Genomic DNA, 23,796 nt, shown 5'->3' on the forward strand with positions numbered 1-23,796 from the left:
CAATAGTCACAGTTTTTTTTTTGACACATCATAAACTGTAGGCAAAAATTTACCTCCTAAATCAGGAAGCAAATTCAAAAACAAGATCTATCGTATATATTGTTCTGAAAATGTAGGTCTTAGTTTCCAACTTGAATCTTCCAGAAGGTAATGCCTCTTCTCTTCACAAAACCGAGTCTCTCGTAGAGCTTAATTGCTCTGTCGTTACTGCTCACTACATGCAAAAAAGGAATCTTGCCCTGATTTATCATCTGCTTGGCAACCAGCGAAACCAATTGCCCGGCATACCCCCTTCCAGTATAATCCGGATGTGTACATACCGCACTTACCTCACTTAAACCTGTCATTTTAAGTCTTTCACCAGCCATAGCAACCAATTTCCCCTTTACCCTGATTCCATAATAAGTTCCGATTTTTGCCGTATCTTCTTTAAAAAACCCAGGTTGAACACTATTGATCAAGTCATACATCTCCGGAATATCTGAGACACCTAATTTCAAAAGTTCAGTATCCCCCTTATATTTAACATCAATCAGTTTCTCACAAACCATTTGATCGCCAGCAATCTCCCCCAATACCTTCCATGAAAGAGGAAGTTTAGGGAGTTCACCGATGATGTAAATAACTTCCCCTGGCCTTACCTCATTTTGAAGTGTTTCCAAAGGATTAACAGCATTTGCGTCAAAGCCCACAAACGGTAAAACATTTGCAGGATATCGTTTAGCCTTGCTTGTCCCAATACCAAAAGGTTTATGTGTACTGGTTAAGGCATACCAGGTAGGATTATCGAGTTTCAACATTTTGAAATCTTTTATAGTAGGATGTTTCCTCCAATGTTTTTTCTATTGCCTCAAGCGTTTGAAGCAATTGATGCTGCTGAGCAAAAAGCTGTTCATTTAAGTCATTTAGCTTTTCCCATACCTTTTTAAAGGCAGGAAGGCTTTTTTTACCTTTAGTGGAGAGCTGAAGCAGCCGTTTCCGACTATCGTCTGGAGAACTTACCGATTCTATATAGCCCTTCTTTTCTAACTCTTTTGCCAAGTGAATGATTGCAGGGTGAGTGAGACTGAGCTCTTCAGCGATGTCCATTATTCCGATCTGTTTCCTCTTACTGATCAGAAAAAATAAAATGAAATATTTGATATCAAATTGCAACTCATGATCTTCATATATCCTTGCTGCATCTTTAGATAAAACGTCATAAAGCCGCCTCATTCTGGAACCAATGGCTAATGGGCCAAGTTCGTTGATAATATTTTGTGCCATATAGGTAAATATTTACGTAAATACTTACCAAATGTAAACACTAGATAAATAACCTCCAAAAAAAAGTTGGAGGTTATCTTATTTCTAACAAAAAAGTAAAGGATCTATTTCAAAATTTACACTGGGTTTAATTGTTTATTCTTTGTGTTTAAACCAGGAGGCCGGAACCAATTGTTGCTCACTATTTCCAATACTATACTTAAAATCCAACCGGCTTCCTCCTCCGCCATCTATAAAATTAAGTTTAAAAGTGTGCAAACCTTTTTCCAATGCAACTTGTCCACCTTTTTCTTTAGCAGGATGTAAACCATCATTATCAATTAGTAACTGATCTCCGATATACAATACACCGCCATCATCGCAGTTTAAATAAAATGAATAAATTCCGGTTTCAGGCACATCAATATAACCGTTAAATCTGAGACCAAACTCATTGTACTTTATGCCGACAGGTACTTCCACCTTCAGCGCCATGAATGTACTGTCTGCCCTAGATTTTATTTTTGTAGTCCTCGAAAAACTTCCTTTATAAAGAGCGGTATGGAGTCCGTACTGTAAATTTGTAAGCGGTTCTGTTTTTTTATATTGCTGACCTGCAAAATGCAAGGTGCTGATATCCCCTCTTCTGCCTGAAGGTGTAAACAACGCGATTTTGAGTGACAAATTATGTTTGACAGATAAGGGTTTATCCAATACTTTTGAACCAGCTTCAGGTAAACTCCCATCAGTAGTATAACGAATCTTATAGTATTTTAAAGGCGCTTCTTTAAAGAACAATTTTTCTCCTACAAAAACGTTATTTTCGACCAGACCGGTGATGTCAGGCATTCTGTAATTTATATTCAGATCATCCAGGCGCTTGTAATGTTTTTCTAACCTTTTTATATAAGATCCGTATAACGGACGATATGTCCAGCCGACTTCGGCAAGGGCCGTCATTCGAGGCATAATCATATAATCTGCCCGTTCTTCTGTAGGAATCATTTCCGTCCATAAATTACCTTGGACACCCGTGATATTTTTTTCTTGTGTTTTAGATAGCCCGTATTTTTTGCTTAGCGGATTGTAATTGTATACATCTGCTAAAGTGTTTATATCCGGTACTGCATCAAAATAAAGAGGACCACTAGGCGACATGATGATCTTATTTTTATTTTTAGATGCCTGTAGTGGAATGCTTTCTGCCCATGACCTCCAGAACATTACAACAGCGTCAGAATCAATACCGGCTTCACTGATCTCATCCCAGCCAACTAATATTTTACCCTTCGATCCGAAAAAGGTCTTCATCTGTGCGGTAAAATAATGTTGTATCTGATTTAGATGCGTAAAACCCATCTCACGCATGAAGGCTTGACAAAAGGGAGATTTTTCCCAATTACTTTTTTCTACTTCATCCCCTCCGATGTGTAAATATTTGGATGGAAACAAATCTGCTATCTCTGAATAAACGTCTTTTGCAAATTGCAAAACCCTGGGGTTGCAGGGACAAATGGGATTGGAGAAACCGGGTCCGTTTCCGACTGTACCATCACAGGTTAAGTAATTATAAGCTTTAACAGCTGCCATCATATGTCCCGGCATATCTATTTCAGGAATAATCTCCACATGCCGGCTTTGCGCATATCGAATAAATGAAGTCATTTGTTCCTGTGTATAAAAGCCACCGTACATAATCTTTCCATCTCTATTCAGCAGATGTTGTTTATCCATTCTAAAATCTGTATTGCCTGTTGCTTTTTCAACGTTCACGCATGCAGTATCCTGATTGTTAAATTCTCTCCAGGCACTTTTGCGGGTCAGTTCTGGATATTTTTTAATTTCTATTCTCCAGCCCTGGTCGTCTGTTAAATGAAGATGGAGTTTATTCATCTTATAAAGCGCCATCATATCCACATACTTCTTCAGATATTGCAAAGAGAAAAAATGTCTGGAAACGTCTAACATCATTGCTCTCCAGGCAAACTTCGGCTGATCTGCGATTTTCACAGAAGAAAGCACTAACGTTTTGCCTTTACCCCGCTCCACATCTTCTGGCAAGAGCTGCCGCAGGGTTTCCATCGCATAAAACATACCGGTGGGCGTGCGGGCCTGTAATATAACCTGACCTGGGTTAATCATCAGTCTATATCCCTCGTCTGCCTTTATTTGGGCATCGTATTTCATTACGATTGTATTTTTTCCTTTGGCAATATTTTTTTGAGGAAGTTCTATGCCTAAATAGCCTGCCAGCATTTTCTGCAAAAATGCACGCTCATTTTTAAACATTTTAGCGGGAGCCACAATCGCGGTATGCCGGCTGACTATAAATATCCCTTTCCCAGGTTCGAGCGTCGAAGGATATGGAATAACCAGATACCGGTTATTCTCTTGTTGAGCACATGCGTTTTTTAATGATGCAAAGCCGATTGCTATAATGGTCAGAAAAAATATAATTCTTTGGTTAAACATAAATGTATGATTATCTTATAATAAATTGTAATTTCCTGATCCAACTTGAAAAGTAGTATTCCATTAAGCTCTATCAGGTCTATACGTGCTACTGTTTTCCAACCTTGCAACAAAAACTGCAAGATCAAAGAGAGATATAAAAAGTTCTTTTAACTGTATACTTTAATAAGTAGTTTCTTCGCCAGAAAACGTATATGCTCCCGCCGGAATTTTAAATACAGAGTATCCATTTTTTGTCCCCGCATCTTCGCCCCATGAGGAAGAACGTTTAATTTTTGAATGATCTGCTGCAGGAAAATAAACTGTTGCCGTGCTGTTGGGCGGAACAACAACATGCAGAATAAGCTGTCCATTTCTCCTTTGCCACTCTGTTTTAATAGTACCTACATTGGCTTCATAACTGGCTTTTACCCAGCTCATGTGTTCATTTTTAAGTAACGGAACACGGATCACAAATTCCTTAAAACCTTTGCTTTCCGTTTCTTTGCGTATACCCGACAGGCCATTTATATACCAGGCACCCGGATAGAGAAATGAGCTGTGTAACATCGAGTGTCCAGGTAAGTCCTTTTCCCACATTTCCCACAGCGAAGTTGCTCCGCTCGCTTTCATATATCCCCAACCCGGATAATCAGTTTGAGCCGTCATCGAATAAATTAAATCATCCCGCCCCTCATTTCGCAACAATTTAAAAAGTAAAGCACCTCCTGTAATCCCTGCATGAATGTGCCCTTTTCTGACAATTAAAATCTCCTTTTCCAGCCTCTTCATGACCGATTCACGAAGTGAGACTGGTGGAATTTCTGCGAGCAATGCTATTGCCAGATTTCCCATCGACTGATCTGCATAACTATTGTCTGATGGATTGAAATATTTTTCGTGAATAGCTTTAGCCGAAGCGTCTGCCTGGCTTTCCCAGCGGTTGGCTTCTTGGTCGCGCTTTAAGACACGGGCAATTTTCGCGGCAGTACGCAGATTATAAACTCTGTACGCATTGTTAAAACAAATATTTTCAGGTTTGTCATTATTCATTCCTTCGGCAGTTGCGTTGGGCCAAAGCCAATCACCTAAAAAATCCCAACCACCGCCAAAGCGAGACAATAAATCGTCTTTGGTATGACTATCCAAAAAGCTGAGCCATTTCTTAATAAGGCCAAAGTTCTTCTCCAGGACGCGCTCATCCCCCTCCTGCTGGTACATTAGCCAGGGCAATACAACTACGATTCCGCCCCAGCCTGGTCCACCTCCTCCCAGATATGTCGGTGCAGTATGCGGTAATATTCCATCATCTGCATAACTGCCATAATTCAGATGGTCCATAGACCTGGTCCCCTGCACATCCCGCCAATCTTCCATCCACTTGGTATAAAAAGCACCCAAATGATAGTTATACATTCCGGTTTCAGAAGTCGCATGAGCATCTCCACCGTAGCCTAATCTTTCCCTTTGTGGACAATCTACCACATAGCCGCCTAAAGACAGATTTTCAAAATTCCATCGTGTTTTTGCATATATCCAATTTTGTAAAGAATCAGAACTGGAAAAAGTAGCTGCCGATTGATAAGCCGTTTTCACTACCCACCCCTCAATATCAGTGAGTTTCGGCTTCTTCTTAAGGCCTTTTATCGTAATCCAACGGCCGGAGCTATAATTGAAACGATTTTCAAATGTCCCCTTGCCATCCTTAGCCAGTATGCAGACATTATGAATATTAAATGTCATATCCTGCCCCTCCCTTTCGGAGAACAGCATATCAATACGCTGCCCATGATCGCCGGTTAGTTTGATTTTTGTCCAGCCGGCAAAATTCACTCCCATATCTACCCTATAAGATCCATCAGTGCGCTTTTCTATGGCCACAGGTTTAATAGGCGAGGTGAGCTGGTTAGGTTCAACCATTTGAGCTGTCAGCATCAGTCTTGGACGATACTCCACTGCTTGCTTCCAGTTTGTTTCGTCACAATCCACTAAATTCCATTTTTTGTTTTCCTTGCCTGCATCCCACAGTTCGCCGCCCATTTGACCTGCTTCCCATTTACCCAGCAGGGAGTTGGGGCTTGAAGCTGTCTTCCAGCTTTTATCAGTCTGGATCCGCAAAGGCAAAGTTCCAACCTTATCCGAATCATAAATATCTCCCTGTGCAATTACTATAGGCGCTAAAGGCTTATCGTTGGTTTTGTATGATGAAAATACAGACCAGGAGGTACCCAACCATAATGCTATGATATTTTTACCTGGTTGTAGTTGCGAGCTGATATCATAAGAGATATATCTTGCTCTTTTTGAATGATCACTTACTGCAGGTGCCAAAACACCATTCCCTATCTTTTTACCATTTACATATAATTCATGGTAGCCAACCGAAGCCACAAACATCTTTGCCCGGCCAGGCTTCACTTTCAGGTCAAATGTTTTGCGAAACCAGGGATCTGGCATATTTACAGCATCTTGATCTTTTGAATCTCCAGTGCCAATCCATCTTGCCGTCCAGTCCTCTTTGTTGAACAATCCCGTACTCCAATGCATAGTTTTACTCCATGCAGATACTTTCTGGTTTTCATCCTTAACACAGACTTTCCAAAAATATGTTCTGTCAGACTCCAACATCTTACCTCGATATAAAATCTGGTTAGTCTCGTCAGAATTTATCCAATTGGAATCCCATACCTCCGCATGCCCAATAATTAATTCTTTTTCAGACGCACTCACCATAATTCTATATGCCGTTTGCCTCTGCCCAAATGCTTTAGGATCGATAGCCTGTAATACCCAGCTTAATCTGGGCAAATGCTCATCTATCCCTTGTGGATTGATCATATACTCACAGCGCATCTCACCAATCCGGACACTACTTTGCGCTTTTAAATAAAAAGGAGATAAGGCAAACAGCACAATCAACTGTAAAAGAGAAAATTTACGCTGAAACAGGATAAAAGGTATTTTTAAGTTCAATGTCATTTATTTAGCAATTAACTAGATTAATATCCGGGATTCTGATTCCCCACCAAAGTAACATTTCGTTCCATTTCAATTTTTGGAATCGGAAATATTAGCCTTTTAGATGTTACATTATAAGCATTAGGGCTAATATTTGTCAGCATCATTTTTAATTCTGTACCATAAGCATTCATCACTTGGACTGCCTGACCGCTCCTGACCAGATCCAGCCATCTTTTATTCTCAAAAGCAAGCTCAATACGACGCTCATGAGCAATTATTCCCCTTAAAGTATTTGGATCCAAAGAAGTTGCACCCAATAAGCCCGCCCGGTTACGTATGGCGTTTAAATAGGGCAAAGCTTCTCCAGATTTGTTTTGTTCGTTTAATGCTTCTGCCAACATCAATAAAACATCTGAGTAACGGTATACAGGAAAGTTCTCATCTGAATTACCTGTAACCGCATGCGTATGAAGAAACTTCCTGACCACTCTTCTGGCTGTTTTTCCTGGTGGCAAGGTATAACCAATAATACTTTTCATGCGCTCAGGGGTAAAAGTATTACCCAACAGTACGCCTTCGACCACACCAATAGAGGCATCCAAGCGTTGGTCATTACGCTCATAAGCATTGATTAAATTCAATGAGGGAACATTATATCCCCCATTAGAATTTGGGCTATTCGGAACAGCTCCTGTCAATACACTAACTCCCGAAGCAACCGGCAACCATTGATAAATAAATCTGCTTTCCTGCCCCAATCCAACTGTGTTGAGATATTGAATTTCAAATATAGATTCCTTGCTATTCTTATTGGCTGGTAAAAAAGCGCTTGCATAGGGACTGTTTAAAGCATAACTCATTTGTGTTACATCTTTAAGTTGCTTTTCCGCGAGATCATACTTCTTCTGTAACAGGTAAGCATGCCCTAAGAGCGTTTTTGCCGCACCTGCAGTCGCCCTGCCAGATTGTGGAAAATTACTCGCCGGGGCGAGGTTTCCGGCAGCATCGAGCGCGTCGGAAACAATCTGTCCATAAACACTGGCTACAGACGATCTGGGTAATGAAGCTTGGCTTTCTTTAGTTACCTCATGCACCTGTAAGGGTACCCCACCATAATATTGAACGAGATCCAGGTACCATAGTGCTCTTAAAAACTTAGCTTGCGCCATAATCGGCACTTTAAGATTATTTTCAAAATTCGCTGTCGGCAAACGATCTATAATGGAGTTTACTTTTGAAATCCCGCTATAGTCGGCAATCCATTTACTTTGCGTATTGCCGTTTACCGCATCATCGGTAAAATTAGCAATATCTTCCAATTGCAGTGCACCCACTCCCCTGTTTTGTTCGTTGAGATCAAAATATGTATTGTCTGAGCGCATTTCTCCCATGTCCCAGCAACTGTTATTTGCATTTCCATGGGATGCACGCAATAAATTATAGGCACCGCTTAAGGCTTGCAGAAAGTCAGATTCTGTTTTATAAAAACTAGCGCTCGAATCTTTGTCCGGTGGTGATAGATTCAAAAAATCTTTCTTACATGATGCTAGTCCCAAAAACAATAAAGCGATTGTCAATATATATTTTCTTTTCATAATTGTTCTGTATTGAATTGATGTTTAAAACTATAGGCCCAGGTTAAAGCCAAACGAAATGGTTCTTGGTACAGGATAAGCCCCATAATCTATACCTTGACTAAGGCCATTTAAGCCATTACCATTAACTTCAGGATTTGCTCCCGGATATCGAGTGATAATGAATGCCTGCTGAACACTGGTATATGCTCTTAATTTCTTAATATACTTATTGTTATCAAATTTAAAAGTATAACCCAAAGCTATGTTCTTTGCAGTGAGATAAGAACCATCAAACACCCAGCTGCTGTTATTGATCCGATATAAATTGGTTGTCCCCGATAATGTACGAGGAACTAAGCCGTTGCCCGGATCAGATTCAGAACGCCAGCGGTTTAACATTTCCTTATCCATATTGAATACACCGTCGAGATTAGTCGTACTCTCCCTTTGATAATTCAATATTTTACCACCTACACTGCCCGAAAGCAAAATACTCAGATCAAAATTTTTGTAAGCAAAATCATTGGTCATCCCAAACACGAATTTAGGATTTGGATTACCTATTGTAGTCACGTCGTTAAAATCGACAACTCCATCCGGAACACCATTTGGACCACCAATATCTTTCATACGAACCGACCCTACAGTTGATGTAATATGTTTAGGCTGACTGTTGAACTCTGCCTGATTCATATATACACCATCAAAAACATACCCTATAAACTGTCCCATTTGCTTACCAACCTGGGTGATAAAACCACCTGTGGGGTTGGAAAATGACCCTAAAGGCAAATTATTAGTACCCAATTTATTTACAATATTTCTGTTAAAAGAAACATTAAGGTTAGTATTCCATTTTAAAAAACCATTTAGATTTTTTGAACTGACACTGAATTCATGGCCCCAGAACTCAAACTCACCAATATTGGAGTTTATGGAACTAAATCCAGACGACAGAGGAACATCTACCTGATAAAGCAGTCCATTGGTAATTTTACGATAATAGTCATAAGAAAAAGTAATTCTGTCTTTAAAAAAACCTATATCAACCCCTGCATCGAGCTGCTTTGTTTTTTCCCATGATAAGAGTGTATTTCCGAGGCCTGCAATTGTTTTACCAGACGACAGTTTATTGTCAAATACATAGCTATAGTCATTCCCGGCATTCAAACCTGCAATGGAAGGATAATTACCCCCAAATGCATTATTTCCCACGAGCCCATAACTCAACCTAAGCTTAAAATAACTCAACCCAGACATAGATTTCATAAAATGCTCATCGCTGACGATCCAACTGGCACCCACTGAAGGAAAATAACCGTACTTACTGTCGATACCAAATCTGGAGGAGCCATCTCTCCTTATCGTAGCCTGTAAAAAGTATTTACTTTTGTAGCTATAATTAAGCTTACCAATATAGGAAAGAAGAGACCAGTTGCTTGCGCCACTTGTTCCACTCTTATTAATAGCTGCATTCAGATAAGGTATTTTATCATCCGGAAAAGTATTTCCTGTAGCTTCTGCAGTTTCGAGGTTATATTTCTGAGCTGAATATCCTGCTAACGCCTCAAAAGCGTGTTCTCCATACTTCATCTGATAATTTAAGGTATTTTCCAGCAACCAGGAATAGTAATTACTTGTTCTGTAAGCGCCTTCGGCTTTTCCATCTCCCTGTTCATACGTGTTACCTCTTGCACTTGATGGCTCCCATTTATAATTACTGGTGAGACCGATGTCTGTATTGGCCGAAGACTTAAAGGTCAGACCTTTTAAAAGATCAACTTCCACAAAAGCATTTGAAAGAATACGGGTATTTTTATAGTTATCTACATATTCGGACAATTTCCTGTACCAGTTCACACTATTGAATAAGTTAAAAGATGTAGCCGTTAAAGGTATAGTTCCATCGTCATTAATGGCTTTAGCAATTGGACTTGAAAGCATTGCACCCATTATTCCTAAACGGTATCCATCTGTATTTGCACTTTCATGTGTGTTGTGATCTATTGTCAGGGTAGGTGCAATATTAACTCCAACCCTAACCCTGTCACCAAATTTCGTTACGTTATTCAATCTTCCCGAAAAACGCTGATAACCTGTATTAATCACAACGCCCTGTTGATTAAAGTAACCCAGAACTACCGCTGTTGAAGACTTTTCAGTTGCACTGGACAAACTCAGGCTATAATTTTGGGTTGGAGCACTACGTAGAAATACGTTATACCAATTAGTTCCTTCTCCATATTTGGACGGATTCTGATAATCAGCAGGAATGCCACCAATGTATCCTTCATACCTGATTTTATCCTCAAAAAAACCTTTCATGAAAGCGGCAAATTCCTCTCCGTTCATCATCGGCGGACGCCCCTTTTCCGGTACACTGGCAATTCCGTAAGAACCATTTACTTCGATCTTGCTCTCTCCTGCTTTTGCTCTTTTTGTAGTGACCATAATTACACCACCGGCGGCACGCGCACCGTATAAGGAACTCGAAGATGCATCTTTGAGTACACTTATAGATTCGATTTCGTCGGGGTTAATATTAGAAATATCACCTGTTATGGGTGCTCCATCTACTACAAAAAGGGGTTGATTACCAGCATTAATTGATGCTGCGCCCCGAATCCGAAAAGACATTCCCTGTCCTGGACGGCCTGTTGACTGTACAATTTCAACTCCGGAAAACTTACCCTGAATCTTTTGTCCGAGTGTTCCTACCGTCTGATCTTTAGTTTCATCAAAATTCAACTGTGAAACAGCCCCTACAAGTTCTCTTTTTTGCTGCTTACCGTATCCAACTACAACAACTTCACTCAGAGCTGTAATTTCCTCAACTAAAGTTACAGACAGTGTGGTGCTGCCTTTGACAGGAATAGACTGCGTTACAAAACCAATGTAAGCAAAAACCAGCGTACCCGACTCTGAAGATAAATTAATTTTAAACTGGCCGTTCTCGTTTGTACTTGCACTCTTATCAGATCCTGAAACCTTCACCACCACACCGGGGATAGGCTTTCCTTTTGAATCGGTAACTTTACCGCTGATTTCAATATCTTTAAAAACGTTTGTAATAAGCTTTTTTAAAAACCCTGATTCTTTCTTGTTAACTGTAATTGCCTTGCCTACTATTTTATAAATCAGGTCCTGCCCCTCAAAGCACCTATCCAGCACTTCCTCAATTGAAGCATCTTTAACACTTATGGTGATTCTTTTTGCCCCCGTTATAAGTTTCTGATTGTAAAAGAAATCATAATTACTCTGACTCCGGATCTCTTTAAATATTTTATTTAGAGATTCATTTTTTTTATGGAGAGTAATCTTTTGAGCGTAACTACCGGCATTTACCTGAAGTATATTTACCATCAGAAAAAACAAAATAAACTTCATAAATAAAAGAAATTTAAATGGAACATGGTATACTGTCCCATGCTTAAAATATGAGAAAAAATTCATACATTTGGTTGGTTTGGATTAATCATAAACTATTATTGCATAGTGTTTTAACCTGTTTCACAGGATAAAATTGATCCGAATTTTGACCAAAGGTGTTAGAGCCACCTTTGGTTTCTTATCAGATTGTGTGTCGTGTAGTAATTTTATCGCCTTACAATAACCCTCCTTCCTTCAATTTTAAAATGTGCATTTCCTGTTGACTCCATAAGTGTTAACACCGCAGAAATATTTTTTGACCGCGATATCTCTCCTTCAAATATTAAGGCTTCATCGGGCTCCTCTTCATAAACAATATCAACATCGTACCATCGGCTGATTTTAGTCATGATACTTTTTAGATTTTCATTGAATCTGAAATAGCCATTCTTCCATGCAACAGCATCAGCTACATCTACAGTAACAACATCTATACCGCCAGAAACAGATTTTGCTTGCTGGCCAGGGACCAAAACCTTAGTATCCTTACCATTCTCCACCTTTACAGATCCCTCAAGAAGAGTAACTTTACTTATTTTTTCATTTGCATATGCAGTTATATTGAAGTGCGTTCCCAATACCTCAATGGTTTGCCCAGCACTCTTTACTTTGAAAGGTTTAGACTTGAGGTGCGCTACCTCAAAATATCCTTCCCCTACAATATCGACGTTTCTTTCCTTGTTATTAAATTCTACTGGAAAGCGTAAGGAAGAGTTAGAATTTAGCCAGACTTTACTGCCGTCAGGTAACCGAATCTGATATTGTCCACCAGCTGGAACTACTACCGTATTAAAAACTTCACTAGTACTATTTAAAGAACCGATTTTTTTATTGCTTCGTACCGTATAAATGAGTTCACCATTTGAAGTTATTTTTATGCCAACACCTGCTTCACTGGCAAGTTCACTATGCCGAACCTCATTCAGATTTATTTTTCTTCCATTTGCCAAAATTAGCATCGCCCCATTTCTACCTGGTCTAATATCATTCGCATACTTTAAAGTCAACTGAGTGCTGTTAAACGAACTTTTATAGAGGTAAAATCCCAGTATACATAAAAAGATTGCAGCGGCAGAACTCCACCAGATTTTACTTTTATTTTCTGATTTTACAATAGGAAGCGTTTTCTCGATCATTCTTAAATCAGCGCTCAACTCAGCCTCAGATAAATTCCGATAAGGCATTTTTCCAAAAAGCATCCAGCTTTCTACTAAATTACGCTCATCGGGTGTTACCTCTCCTATTTTATACCTATTCAGTATATCTTTCAGATCTTTAGTCTTCATTCAAAATGATGATATATATTCAATTTAAGGGTAGACGGTTAACTTCTTTAGGTGGGTTAAATAAATATTTAAATAATTCAACATTTATTTAAACTTCGGTGGTTTACAGACAAAAAGCCAAATAAGGATGGATTCAAATTAAGAGCAAGTGAATTAAATACATAACAATCGATAAGATAGCTCCCAGTTTCAGCTTTAATATCTTAACTGCATGTTGTAAATGACTTTTCACCGTTTGTTCTGAGAGACCAAGTTCTGCCGCAATTTCCTTACGGTTATAGCTCGACTTTCGGCTAAATTCAAAAACCTGACGCATTTTTGGTGGCAGTGCGGCAATCTCTCGCTCAATTAATGCATGGAGCTGATTGTGTCTCACCAGATGATCAGCTGAATAATTTTCGGTATTCAGGCAATAATTCTGAAAACTCTCTATATATCTTGAGGAGACCTGTTTATGAGATATCAGATCTAACATTCTATTACGTACGGCAGTGAACAAATAAGTGGACAACGTAACTGTTATATTGATATCAGTTCGTTTTCTCCAGAGGGCAAGAAACAACTCATGTACCAGGTCCCGGGCTTCCTCTCTATTGTCTAAACGTTTATAAGCAAAAACACACAGAACCGCGCTGTATCTTTTGTAAATCTCAGTATAGGCTAGAGCATCACCTTCGGCAAGTAAAACAGCCAATTCAGCATCACTAAAAGCGTTTAAGCTACACCTATCTGTCTGTCGCATAATACATTAATCTACCCTACATAATCAATATAAAAGCATCCGCTGTATCGCGATTTCAAGTTAGACATCATTCCTAAAAATGATCCGCATGAATACATTTATATCTGGTTATATTATAATCTTCTAAGATTCAAAAGATAAATTGAGTAACTGTCATGTACCGTCATGGTCTGACAGCTTTATATTTTTCATCAAGCAGCGGATCAGCTGCCGATCCGTCTATCCGAAATAAAGGGCACAATGGGATAAATATAATCTGTCAAATCTACACCCAGTGCTTCAGGAGATGATCCAACAAAAACAGATCGTTTCCCTTTAATATAAATATTTCCCTCCTGATCAATCTCCACCATCGCCCATAAAGGATCTTTATAAGGCACCGTGTATTTCAACATCGGTTTAACTTTGTCTATAGCCTCAGAGTAACGAATCTCCTTATATTTATCTCCAAGCCATTGATAGGAAGCGCTGTTGATTTGCACATAATGTATCCCATTGATTTGGTTGTAATAATCCTGATGGTGATGTCCGCTCAACACCATAATTACTTTATGTTTATTCTTTAGATTTGCCTGTTCCAATGTATAACGCATCAAAGTACCATTCTCCAATCCACCTGCGTCATTATCCAGACCTTGATGACAAAATACAATCGTAGGCAATACAGTTTCGCTCAGATCTTTTTTTAACCAATCCAGCTGTGTCCTGGAAATAAAACGTGCATACCCGGCAGGGCGGTCTGGAGATGGATTATGTTCATTGCCATCCAGCACAATAAAATGAAATCCATTGGCATCGAAAGAATAATACTTCGCCTTTGCTTTCCAGAATTCCACCACCTGATCACGAGTATAGCCCCCATCGGTATCATGATTTCCAATTACATGATAACTTGGTCCTTTGAATTTCTCCCAAACCTTCATTAATGGCAGGTTCTCTTTTTTAGGAAAACAAAGGTCCCCCATCTGTATGATAAAATCAGGCACTTCCTTGTTCATTTCACCTATAAAGGCAGACAAGCGATCTACGCCATCATAAATCAAATCGTGATGCAAATCTGTGATCACACCAAACCTGATCTTTACTTTACCCGATTTCATTACGGTTTGCACACGGTCTGTTCGGGCAAATAGTTTTTGAACCGGACTAACCACCAATGCACCAAGCGCTAGCTTTTGCAGAAAATATCTTCGGTTTTCATTTTTCATCATTCTGTCTTTCAATTTAGGAGCTCAAATAAAGTATAGTAAAAATACACAAAGAATACATATACTAAACACTCTTAACTAAAAAACAAATCTAAGTCAGTGTTATTTTTTAGATCTTGAAGGATATAATGGAAATTATAGCAGATTATGGCTTTAACTAAACTCCGCCAAATCTGCCTGGGGTATTAGTGAGCTCTTGTTGGGGGGATAACGAACCCCTTATCCCAACAAGACCCTACTCAGATATGCGTCAGATACAACGCAGCCCAATAGAAGATTATATATTTATCTTACTTTTCTACCCAGGTTTTCTCACCTTTTTGCATTTTATCAAGTGTAGTCTGATAAGTTCCTTTCTCATTTTCAGGAACTAATGCAATAGCTTTCTGCTGCACAGCAATGGCTTCATCTTTTTTCCCGGTTCTATACAGCAGATTAGCATAGGTATCCAAAAAAGCAGGTTCTTTACTTTGCGTTTCATCTACACTTCGTTTACTCCAGGCTAGAGCCTGCGCAACACATTCCGCATCTTTGCAATTTTCAAAAATCGTCCAGGCAAAACTGTTGAGCATCTGTCCATTTGTTTCTTTTCCATATTTACCCATATAAGCTAATACCGCAGACTGAAATTTCCGCCAGTTACCTGTATTCTGATAAAACTGAACCTGAAGAAGATCCGTTTGCTGGCTCATATCTACTGTCGGATATTTTGACTTTGCAACAGCAATCAGAGAATCCAGATTTGCTTTGGGATTTCTCAGATACCGGTAAACTTCTTCCTGAAGGATGATACCGCCCAGTACAGCATTAGCCTTGCCTTTTCCAAGTACGGCATCAACCTTCTTAGGATCTTTAAGTAGTAATTGAAAACCTTTGCTCTTACTGTTGTCAGTAAACTTGCTTAGAAATTCCAGATTCTCTTTTGTATACAAATCTTTTTGTGTATCCAGATAAGCGGCTGCCAGTTTACCTGCATTTTCTTTATCATAAGCCTCTTCTGCGGCAAAAGCAAGTTGCTTTAAGGTTTCTGGAGTTTTGTTGCCCGTTTCATATTTTTTCAGTAAAGTATAATATTGCGTTTCCGGGTGCAGTGCTTTCTCCGCTTTAGCAATAAACTGATCAGCTTCTCCTCCACCAACAATACGATGTACCAGTTCACCATTTGGAGCAAAGATCAGGAAAGTTGGGTAAGCTTGAATCTTATAGGCTTTGTTGATTGCATCAGCATCAGCATACCAGCTTTTAACCTCTTCGCTGTCGCCGTTTGTTTTATCAAACTGTACCTTTACATTCACAAAGTTCTTATTAAAGAAAGTCCCCACCTTTTCCTGCGGAAAAATAGTACTGCTCATATATTTGCATGGCCCGCACCAGGTGGTAAAACAATCTACCAAAAGGTATTTATTTTCTTTTTTTGCTTTTTCTTTTACCTGCTGCCAGGTTGCCCCATGTTCAAAGTGGGTTCCTTTTTCCTGAGCAATACCTATAAATGGCAGCACAAGTAGTAATAATACGAGTTTCTTCATTTGTTTTACGTTATAAGTTTAATGCCTAATTTAATAAATTACTAGGACACAAGGGTATACTTAAATAACATTAACCAAAATGGATTTTAAGTACCGATGATAACGATAATAAAAGTCGAAGTTGATGTTGCAATGTACCTTCATTGCTGTTGTTATCCTCATTTTCTGAGTAATGTAAGTCTGTATTGATTCTTTTAAGATCTAATAAAAGGCTTTTTTTAAGACAATAGTGTAAGTTATTGACTACTTGCTCTACGATAAGACGGTCTGAATCCGATTGATCCTGTTGCTTTGCCGATAGGGAAAGTGAGGCGATAATCGCATTAATCCTGTAATTGAGAATCTGAATTTTATGAATACCCTGAATATCAACACTTTTACCTTTAGGCTCCAGATGGATATAATGAAGCGTTTCAGAAAATTTAGCCAGCTGAATATAGCCACTTTTGCGGGCAAGCTTGGATGCTGTAATCCCAACCTGTTCTCCCCACAATTCTGCAATCACCTTATTTAAATAATTAATATTGGCATCAAGGATATTTGACATCAGCGACTTAAGCCCCTTAAGCTCCCATATTGGAAAAAGAAAGGCAGCAAGAAAAGCCATCACACATCCTGCAACGGTATAACCAATACGTTCGGTAATAATATAATCGGCGTGACCACTGTAAATACTTAGACAAAGAATAACCATTGCTGTAATGCAGATTACACTGACCACATATTTAATTCGGTTGAAAGTAAAAAAGCCAAGCAAAAAGAAAGTGGAAAGACTAAGCAGTACGGATTCCTGCCTGATAACGAGCAGTAAAACCAGTCCAAGGGTTGCTCCAATAAAAGTACCCAATAAACGCTCAATATTTCTTTTCCATGTAAGTCCGAACCTGGGTTTTGCAACAATGACAATGGTGAGCAGCATCCAGTAGTTATATTTCCCATATGGAAATAAAAATGTAATCAAATAAGCACCTAAACACAGAAACGCCAACCTTAAAGAAAACCTAAAAATCGGAGAGCTAAAGGAGAAATGTCGTTTTAATGAACCTGGTTTTAGAAGCTGAGGAGGTAAAAAATCTTCATAAGAAATATCATTCCATTTAAGATCAGGATGAATGGCCGATATAGGTTGATCCTTTCTTATGACCTGTATGTGCAGGGCAATATCTTCAAGGTTTTTGAGTACCTTCAGAAGAATAGGCGCATTTGTTTCATTTTCAGTTATTGCATAATTTTTTAAAGAGGTTTTAACCTCTTCAAATTTGATCAGGCGAAGCGATTGCTGTGCTTTTCTGGCTGGCCTCAGGAAAGTGCCACTCAGTACATTCATTTCTTCGGCAAGAATTTCAATCAACTCTATGATCAGGTTTAAAGCGGCCGTTTTACTCAAAGCTGTTCTTACAAAAGCATAGTCGTAATGTATGGCTGTGACCTGTTCGTATAGATCAATTACGCTTATCGCTGTCCTCAATAACTGCTGCCCTCTTTCATTGGTAGGATTCATTGCTGTTTTATCACTAAGCAGAAGTTCTCTGATCAGTTCCTGCTTTTCACTGACCTTGATGTGTAAAGCAATGTTCTCCTGATAGCATTCCTCCAATGGAACATCAGCATTATAGCAATTTGCTTTTGATTTCAGGAAAGCAGCCGTACTGGTAATACATTCAAAAATGGCTTGGTGCAATGAACGGTAAGGCCAGATTAGAATTTGAAGCAAGCTGATCAGGTAAAACCATGATCCGCCAATGAAGATATACCAGCTAAACAACAAAGGGTCTTCTGGATGCAAACCAAGTGTAAAAATAGCCAGTATCAATGCCATTGTACCCATTAATGCAAACCTGTACCCAAAAATGGCCAGCATCGAGAAGAGGAAAGACAACAGAAAAATACCGCTGGCTGTGAACCAGGGGTTATGGAGTGAGCAGGAAATGATTGATGCAGTTAAAGAAAACGTTATAATACAGGCAACAGCGCTTTTAAATTTGTTCGCTTTATTACCAGGAACATCAGTTAAGCTAATCAGTAGTGCCCCTACCCCAACTCCTATTGCAGCATGTGCCTGATGATTAAAAAACAACAAAACAACTGGCAGTACAACTGTTGCTGTATTGCGCAATGCATCTGTAAAATACTCTCCATAAATCAAGCGGGTCAGCCTGGTTTTTACATTATCCCAATTCACCAAATTCTTGCTAAACATGATCTATATGATCCTTTCGGCTGCAAAAGTATTATATAAAATCCGAATGTAGTTAGCAAGTCATGCATTTAAAACGCGAAATTATTTTAAACTCCAAAACCAGAATGCCTTTAGTTAAATGACTTTCTGAATTCTAAAGGAGATATTTTAGTTTTTGCTTTAAACAACTTGCTGAAAGACTGCGGATGCCCAAACCCCAGGTCGTAGGCAACTTCGCTTACCGATAAACTTGTGGCAGATAGTTTTTCCTTCGCCTTCTCTATGATCTTCTGGTGTATAAGGTGCTGTGAATAGAAATTATGGTCGCCTTTTCCTTGTCCGAGAGGTGTAATGCTTCATTTGCAGCATAGGAAAAAAAACCATATTGCTTTATTTTTTTGCTAAAGGATAATTCCACAAAAAGTCAGGGTGTATCAACAAAGTGTATTGGGAGCATATTTCTGCATCATTGTTCCCATGATTGCCAATAACTTGATTAGGTGCAGCAAATGACAAACCTCCTTCATCAAAATCGTAATAATCCTAACCATATTTTAACTTGCCGCCCAAACTTGATTTATAGGAAATTTTATAAAAATGCAGTACATGAAACTGCGGCAAATTACTTAAGATGACCCGGTTCGTTGCGCCGTCAATCAAACTGATTAAGGGATGGGCAGGTGCAGGCAAACCGAGAAAGCCTCAAAGCCTAAAACAATATCACTTTAGTAAGGTGGTCAAATCACGTTTATAAAGCGACTAATTGATACACTGTATTTTTTAAAGTTTTAAATTTAGTCTGGTAGCCTCCGGCATTTTTTTCGGAACTAAACTTTACACCATTTACTCTTATTGGTATATCCGTTTGCAAAATACATTCATCCCCATTTATTGATTTTATTGACCCAGTCTGTAATTTCCCATTATTCCAGTTGATCGCGATTTCAAATCCACCTCTGGCTTTAAGCCCTTTTATGTCTCCTTCGCTCCAGGCTTTTGGTAAGGCAGGTAATAACTGAATATAACCGAGGTGACTTTGCATGAGCATCTCGGCCATTCCAGCAGTACCCGCGAAATTGCCGTCAATTTGAAAAGGAGGATGTGCGTCAAAAAAATTCGGATAAGTACCACCTCCCATTACACTGCCACCAGTGGTTTCCACATAGTTTAACAACTGCCTGATCAGGCTATAAGCATGGTCTCCATCTCGTAACCTTGCCCACCAGTTGATTTTCCAGCCTTTACTCCAACCAGTACCATCGTCTCCGCGTATCTCAAGCGTTTTACGCGCAGCCACAAAATATGCTGGGGTTAAAGGAGATATTTCGCGACCTGGATGCAATCCAAAAAGTTGTGAAACATGCCTGTGATGAATATCTGTTTCAGAAAAATCCTTGTACCATTCCTGAATCCCTCCATTAGCTCCAATTTTTAACGGATATAATTTCTTTTGCTTGGCAACCAGTACATCCCGAAAACCATTATCGGTCCCTAAAACATTTGCAGCTTCAATAACATTTGCAAAAAGATCCCGGATAATAGACATATCCATAGTCGTTGCTACGGATACCGACTGTTCTACTCCATTTTTATCCTTAAACTTATTTTCGGGAGAAGTTGCCGGCGCGGTCACCAGATAACCATCTTTATCTTCAACTAACCAATCCAATGTAAACAGAACAGCGTCCTTCATCACAGGATAGGCCTTTTGCGCCAGGAACTTTTTATCGCCAGTATATCGATAATGCTCATATAAATGTTGAGAAAGCCAATTGCCTCCCATTGCCCAGTTTGCCCAGACTGGATCACCAGCACCGCGGTCCCCAACAGGATTACTTAAAGCCCATATATCGGAATTGTGGTGCGCAACCCAGCCGTTGGCGTTATAAAATTCCTTTGCAGTTACTTTTCCGGTTTTTGCTAAACTTTGTATCCAGTCCAACAGCGGCTCGTGCATTTCAGAAAGATTGGTTAGCTCGGCGGGCCAGTAATTCATCTGCGTATTGATGTTAATGGTGTAATTTGAACTCCAGGGTGCCCGGAGTTCCTTATTCCAGATTCCCTGTAGATTTGCAGGAGGCCCGCCTGGACGGGATGAAGACATCAGCAAATATCTTCCATACTGAAAATAAAGTGTTTCCAAACCAGGATCATACACCCCTGAAGTATATCGCTTCAAGCGTTCATCAGAAGGCAACTTAACATTCGGATTATCCGCCAATGTATCCTTAACAGAGAAAGAAACCCGGTCAAAATATTTTTTAAAATCGGCAATATGTGCATTTAGAATACTTAGATATGTTTTTGCTGAAGCTTTACGTATTAAATCACTGGCAAGTTTATTTTCATCCTTACCCTCTTTATCCGGACATTTATCAAATCCATTAAAACTAGTAACCGCCGCCACATACAACAACACTTCAGTTGCCCCTTTCACAACAAGCTGTTCATTTTGTGTAAGTATACGCCCGTCTTTACTTAAGGCTTTAATCCGATATTGAAACCGCATTCCATTACATCCGGTTGTATCCTGGTAAACAACAGGTTCCTGATCTTTAGGATTATAATAGGAAGGATTTACATGGGCCGGCGCTTTGCCACTGACCACCAGTTCATTTCCTGATGGCAGAGACAGGTGGTACTTCAGCAAACTTTTTACAGATATGGCCAGGTTAAGTTGACCAGCTTTACTGGCCCGGATTCTAACCATCATCAGGTTATCAGGGGAAGAAATAAAAACTTCACGTGTATATTTCACATCCCCAACGGTAAAACGTGTGGTGGCAATTCCCCTGTTCAAATCCAGATCGCGGTAGTAGTCACTAAATTTATGCCCCGCAAAATCCTGTTTGATCAGGATATCACCCATAGGCAGATAAGATTGAGAATACAGCCCCTGCATCTCTTTTGACAAAGAATTGGCCTCCGTATAATCCTCATGTTTCAATAGCGCCTCACGCAATTTTGGAAGATAATTTTTAGCCTCAGGGTTTACCTCTTTTTTTACCGGTCCACCACTCCACAATGTACTCTCATTGAGTTGCAGCAGTTCTTCCTCAACTCCCCCGAAAACCATAGCACCGATTTTCCCATTACCAAGGGGTAAAGCCTCTAGCCATTTTTCGGCAGGCTTGTTATACCACAATTTCAGGTTATTCTCATGCTGAGAAAAACAGCAAATCGTACAAAAAGATAAAAGACCAGTTAGTAAATACTTCATTTAGATTTAGTTTGTTAATCGGAATATCGACATTTTTTCATTAAATACCTGAATAGTGTGAGCCATCAATATCCAAGTAAGACAATGCAGATATAGAAAAACACTCACTAACCCGCCATTTTATAAAAATTTTTGATCAGGTGGGTATAAGATGCCAGTTTCAACATCTTATATAAAAGGACGTACTTCTATTTAAGGATAAAAGTACCATGCCTGTTAGTGAAAAGAAAGATACTCTGTATTATACAGGTATTATTTGGTTAAAATAAAAAAAAAGGCTATAAGTCTAAGTTCGACAAAAAACCGCTTCCAGCCCAATCTGCAACCAAGAAAATATGTTTTACTGATCAAACCTTAGAACTTCTAAGATTCAGAGCAATCAGTAAAACATATTTCTACTACCTAAATTGCTCATCCTGCAAATGCAGTTTCGCGCATTTACACAATAACGCCTTCTCTTCCAGCAATACGCAAGGTGATCAATTGTTAAATAACGATCAGATTAAGCTGCGTCTATGGCCTCTCGAAGGGCTTTGGCTGCAGCTGCTGGATCTTCTGCTCCATAGATGGCTGCTCCTGCTACCGCAACCTGGGCACCAGCCCTGATTACTGCTGTAACATTATCAATGTTCACGCCTCCAGCGATAGAAACCGGAACGCCAGCTCTTGCTGCCTCATCAATGAGCACCTGGATAGAGTAACCTGCAGTCCATTGCTCATCCAGTCCCGCGTGAAGTTCAACAAACGCAATGCCAAGTTCTGTTACTTCCTGAGCTCTTTTAACCCTGTCGGGATAGCCAATAGTGTCTACTACAACACCTTTCCCGTGCGCTTTTGCTGCTTTTACCGCACCAATAATAGTTGCATTTCCTGCAGCTCCCATAACTGTTACCAAATCAGCACCTGCTTTAAAAGCGATATCCGCTTCCAGTTCACCCGCATCAGCAGTTTTAAGATCCGCAAAAACCAATTTATCGGGGTGTGCATTTTTCATAGCGGTAATCACTGTTGATCCCATGTTCTTGATTAAAGGTGTTCCCAATTCTATAATGTCAACATAGGGTGCTACTTTTGCGGCCAATGCCAGTGCTTCTTCTGTCGTCAATAAATCTATTGCTACTTGTAATTTTGCCATAATTATATTTAATTAATATGTGTTCGTGTATATTGATGTTATTCAAGATTGGCATGGCGTTCCCAGAGCACCTCGGAAGGTGTTCCATCCATTTTCCAAAGCGATTGGAAAACTACATCCATTAAGAGAAATAAGAACTGCTCAAACAGACTACCAGCATATTGCTTTGATCTTTTTCCCTCAAATTCCTGTTTTCCGGCCGCAGGTATAAAAACCGTATGATCTGCTATTCCGGCAAGTTCAGAAAGTGGTGCAGTTGTCAGAGCAATTACCTTTGCACCCGCAACAATCGCTTTTTGTGCAGCACTGACCATGGAGCCTGTGCTGCCAGAACCGGAAGCAACTAACAATAAATCTCCTTGCCCGATCGCCGGAGTCGTCGTATCGCCTACAAAAAATACAGTTAAACCAAGATGCATCAATCTCATTGCAGCGCCACGTAATGCAAAGCCCGACCGCCCTGCTGCGATTAGAAAGATTCTTTGCGAATATTGAATTCCATTGATTAATGGGATCAGGGTTTCCGTATCGATCTTTTTAGCCAACTGCTGGTTTTCATAAATGATTAAATCCAGGTTTAATTGCAGTTCTCTGTTTAAATTCCGAAAATCCAAGTTGTCTGTTTCTGTTCCCTCTGTTTTCATATCAGTTTCTTAATTGTCAAAGGTAGAACCGAAGGTAGATTAGTGCTTTACACTATCAGCGCATTACATGGGATTATCTGGAAATAAAATAGACTGAATGTCATAATTACAGATCATTTCAATACCTATTTCCGAATTGTCCTCCATAATTATCTAATTATCCAACCAGACGATCTTTAACCTTTTATCTTTG

The 23,796-nt window shown here is 39.5% G+C and carries 14 protein-coding genes and 1 pseudogene; all 15 read right to left on the reverse strand.

What is annotated here, in order from left to right:
• Positions 1-119: 119 nt before the first annotated feature.
• Positions 120-800: a GNAT family N-acetyltransferase gene (locus DBR11_RS05570; RefSeq protein ID WP_108550616.1), complete on the reverse strand. Its 681-nt coding sequence runs from the start codon at positions 798-800 to the stop codon at positions 120-122.
• The gene (locus DBR11_RS05575) at positions 784-1,266 is read right to left on the reverse strand and encodes a MarR family winged helix-turn-helix transcriptional regulator (RefSeq protein WP_108550617.1); all 483 of its coding nucleotides are present in this window, start codon (positions 1,264-1,266) and stop codon (positions 784-786) included. The genes DBR11_RS05570 and DBR11_RS05575 overlap by 17 nt, the downstream gene beginning before the upstream one ends.
• A 135-nt stretch (positions 1,267-1,401) precedes the next feature.
• Positions 1,402-3,717: a family 20 glycosylhydrolase gene (locus tag DBR11_RS05580; protein WP_108550618.1), complete on the reverse strand. Its 2,316-nt coding sequence runs from the start codon at positions 3,715-3,717 to the stop codon at positions 1,402-1,404.
• A gap of 162 nt (positions 3,718-3,879) precedes the next feature.
• Positions 3,880-6,675: a family 78 glycoside hydrolase catalytic domain gene (locus tag DBR11_RS05585; protein ID WP_108550619.1), complete on the reverse strand. Its 2,796-nt coding sequence runs from the start codon at positions 6,673-6,675 to the stop codon at positions 3,880-3,882.
• Between the two features lie 20 nt (positions 6,676-6,695).
• Positions 6,696-8,252, reverse strand: a complete 1,557-nt coding sequence (locus DBR11_RS05590) for a RagB/SusD family nutrient uptake outer membrane protein (protein WP_108550620.1) — start codon at positions 8,250-8,252, stop codon at positions 6,696-6,698.
• Between the two features lie 30 nt (positions 8,253-8,282).
• Positions 8,283-11,621: a TonB-dependent receptor gene (locus tag DBR11_RS05595; protein ID WP_158275217.1), complete on the reverse strand. Its 3,339-nt coding sequence runs from the start codon at positions 11,619-11,621 to the stop codon at positions 8,283-8,285.
• Positions 11,622-11,830: 209 nt separating this feature from the next.
• On the reverse strand, positions 11,831-12,949 hold the full coding sequence (locus DBR11_RS05600) for a FecR family protein (RefSeq protein WP_108550622.1): 1,119 nt from the start codon (positions 12,947-12,949) through the stop codon (positions 11,831-11,833).
• A gap of 133 nt (positions 12,950-13,082) precedes the next feature.
• Positions 13,083-13,691 carry an RNA polymerase sigma factor gene (locus tag DBR11_RS05605; protein ID WP_108550623.1) on the reverse strand — a complete coding sequence of 203 codons (609 nt, stop codon included), beginning with the start codon at positions 13,689-13,691 and terminating at the stop codon, positions 13,083-13,085.
• A gap of 203 nt (positions 13,692-13,894) precedes the next feature.
• Positions 13,895-14,902 carry a metallophosphoesterase gene (locus DBR11_RS05610; RefSeq protein WP_233260656.1) on the reverse strand — a complete coding sequence of 336 codons (1,008 nt, stop codon included), beginning with the start codon at positions 14,900-14,902 and terminating at the stop codon, positions 13,895-13,897.
• Between the two features lie 287 nt (positions 14,903-15,189).
• Positions 15,190-16,425 (reverse strand): thioredoxin fold domain-containing protein, encoded by a 1,236-nt coding sequence (locus DBR11_RS05615; RefSeq protein ID WP_108550624.1) that lies wholly within the window; start codon positions 16,423-16,425, stop codon positions 15,190-15,192.
• 70 nt (positions 16,426-16,495) lie between these two features.
• Positions 16,496-18,625, reverse strand: a complete 2,130-nt coding sequence (locus DBR11_RS05620) for an FUSC family membrane protein (RefSeq protein WP_108550625.1) — start codon at positions 18,623-18,625, stop codon at positions 16,496-16,498.
• A 110-nt stretch (positions 18,626-18,735) separates the two neighbouring features.
• Positions 18,736-19,294 (reverse strand): annotated as a pseudogene (locus tag DBR11_RS05625) (helix-turn-helix domain-containing protein).
• A 58-nt stretch (positions 19,295-19,352) separates the two neighbouring features.
• Entirely contained in the window at positions 19,353-21,824 is a 2,472-nt protein-coding gene (locus DBR11_RS05630; RefSeq protein WP_108550626.1) for a glycoside hydrolase N-terminal domain-containing protein, read from the reverse strand.
• Positions 21,825-22,326: 502 nt separating this feature from the next.
• Positions 22,327-22,959: a 3-hexulose-6-phosphate synthase gene (gene hxlA / locus DBR11_RS05635; RefSeq protein ID WP_108550627.1), complete on the reverse strand. Its 633-nt coding sequence runs from the start codon at positions 22,957-22,959 to the stop codon at positions 22,327-22,329.
• A gap of 38 nt (positions 22,960-22,997) precedes the next feature.
• Entirely contained in the window at positions 22,998-23,603 is a 606-nt protein-coding gene (gene hxlB, locus DBR11_RS05640) for a 6-phospho-3-hexuloisomerase (RefSeq protein WP_108550628.1), read from the reverse strand.
• Between the last annotated feature and the right edge of the window lie 193 nt (positions 23,604-23,796).

Origin of the sequence: Pedobacter sp. HMWF019 (assembly GCF_003061025.1) — a bacterium.
Lineage (GTDB): Bacteria > Bacteroidota > Bacteroidia > Sphingobacteriales > Sphingobacteriaceae > Pedobacter.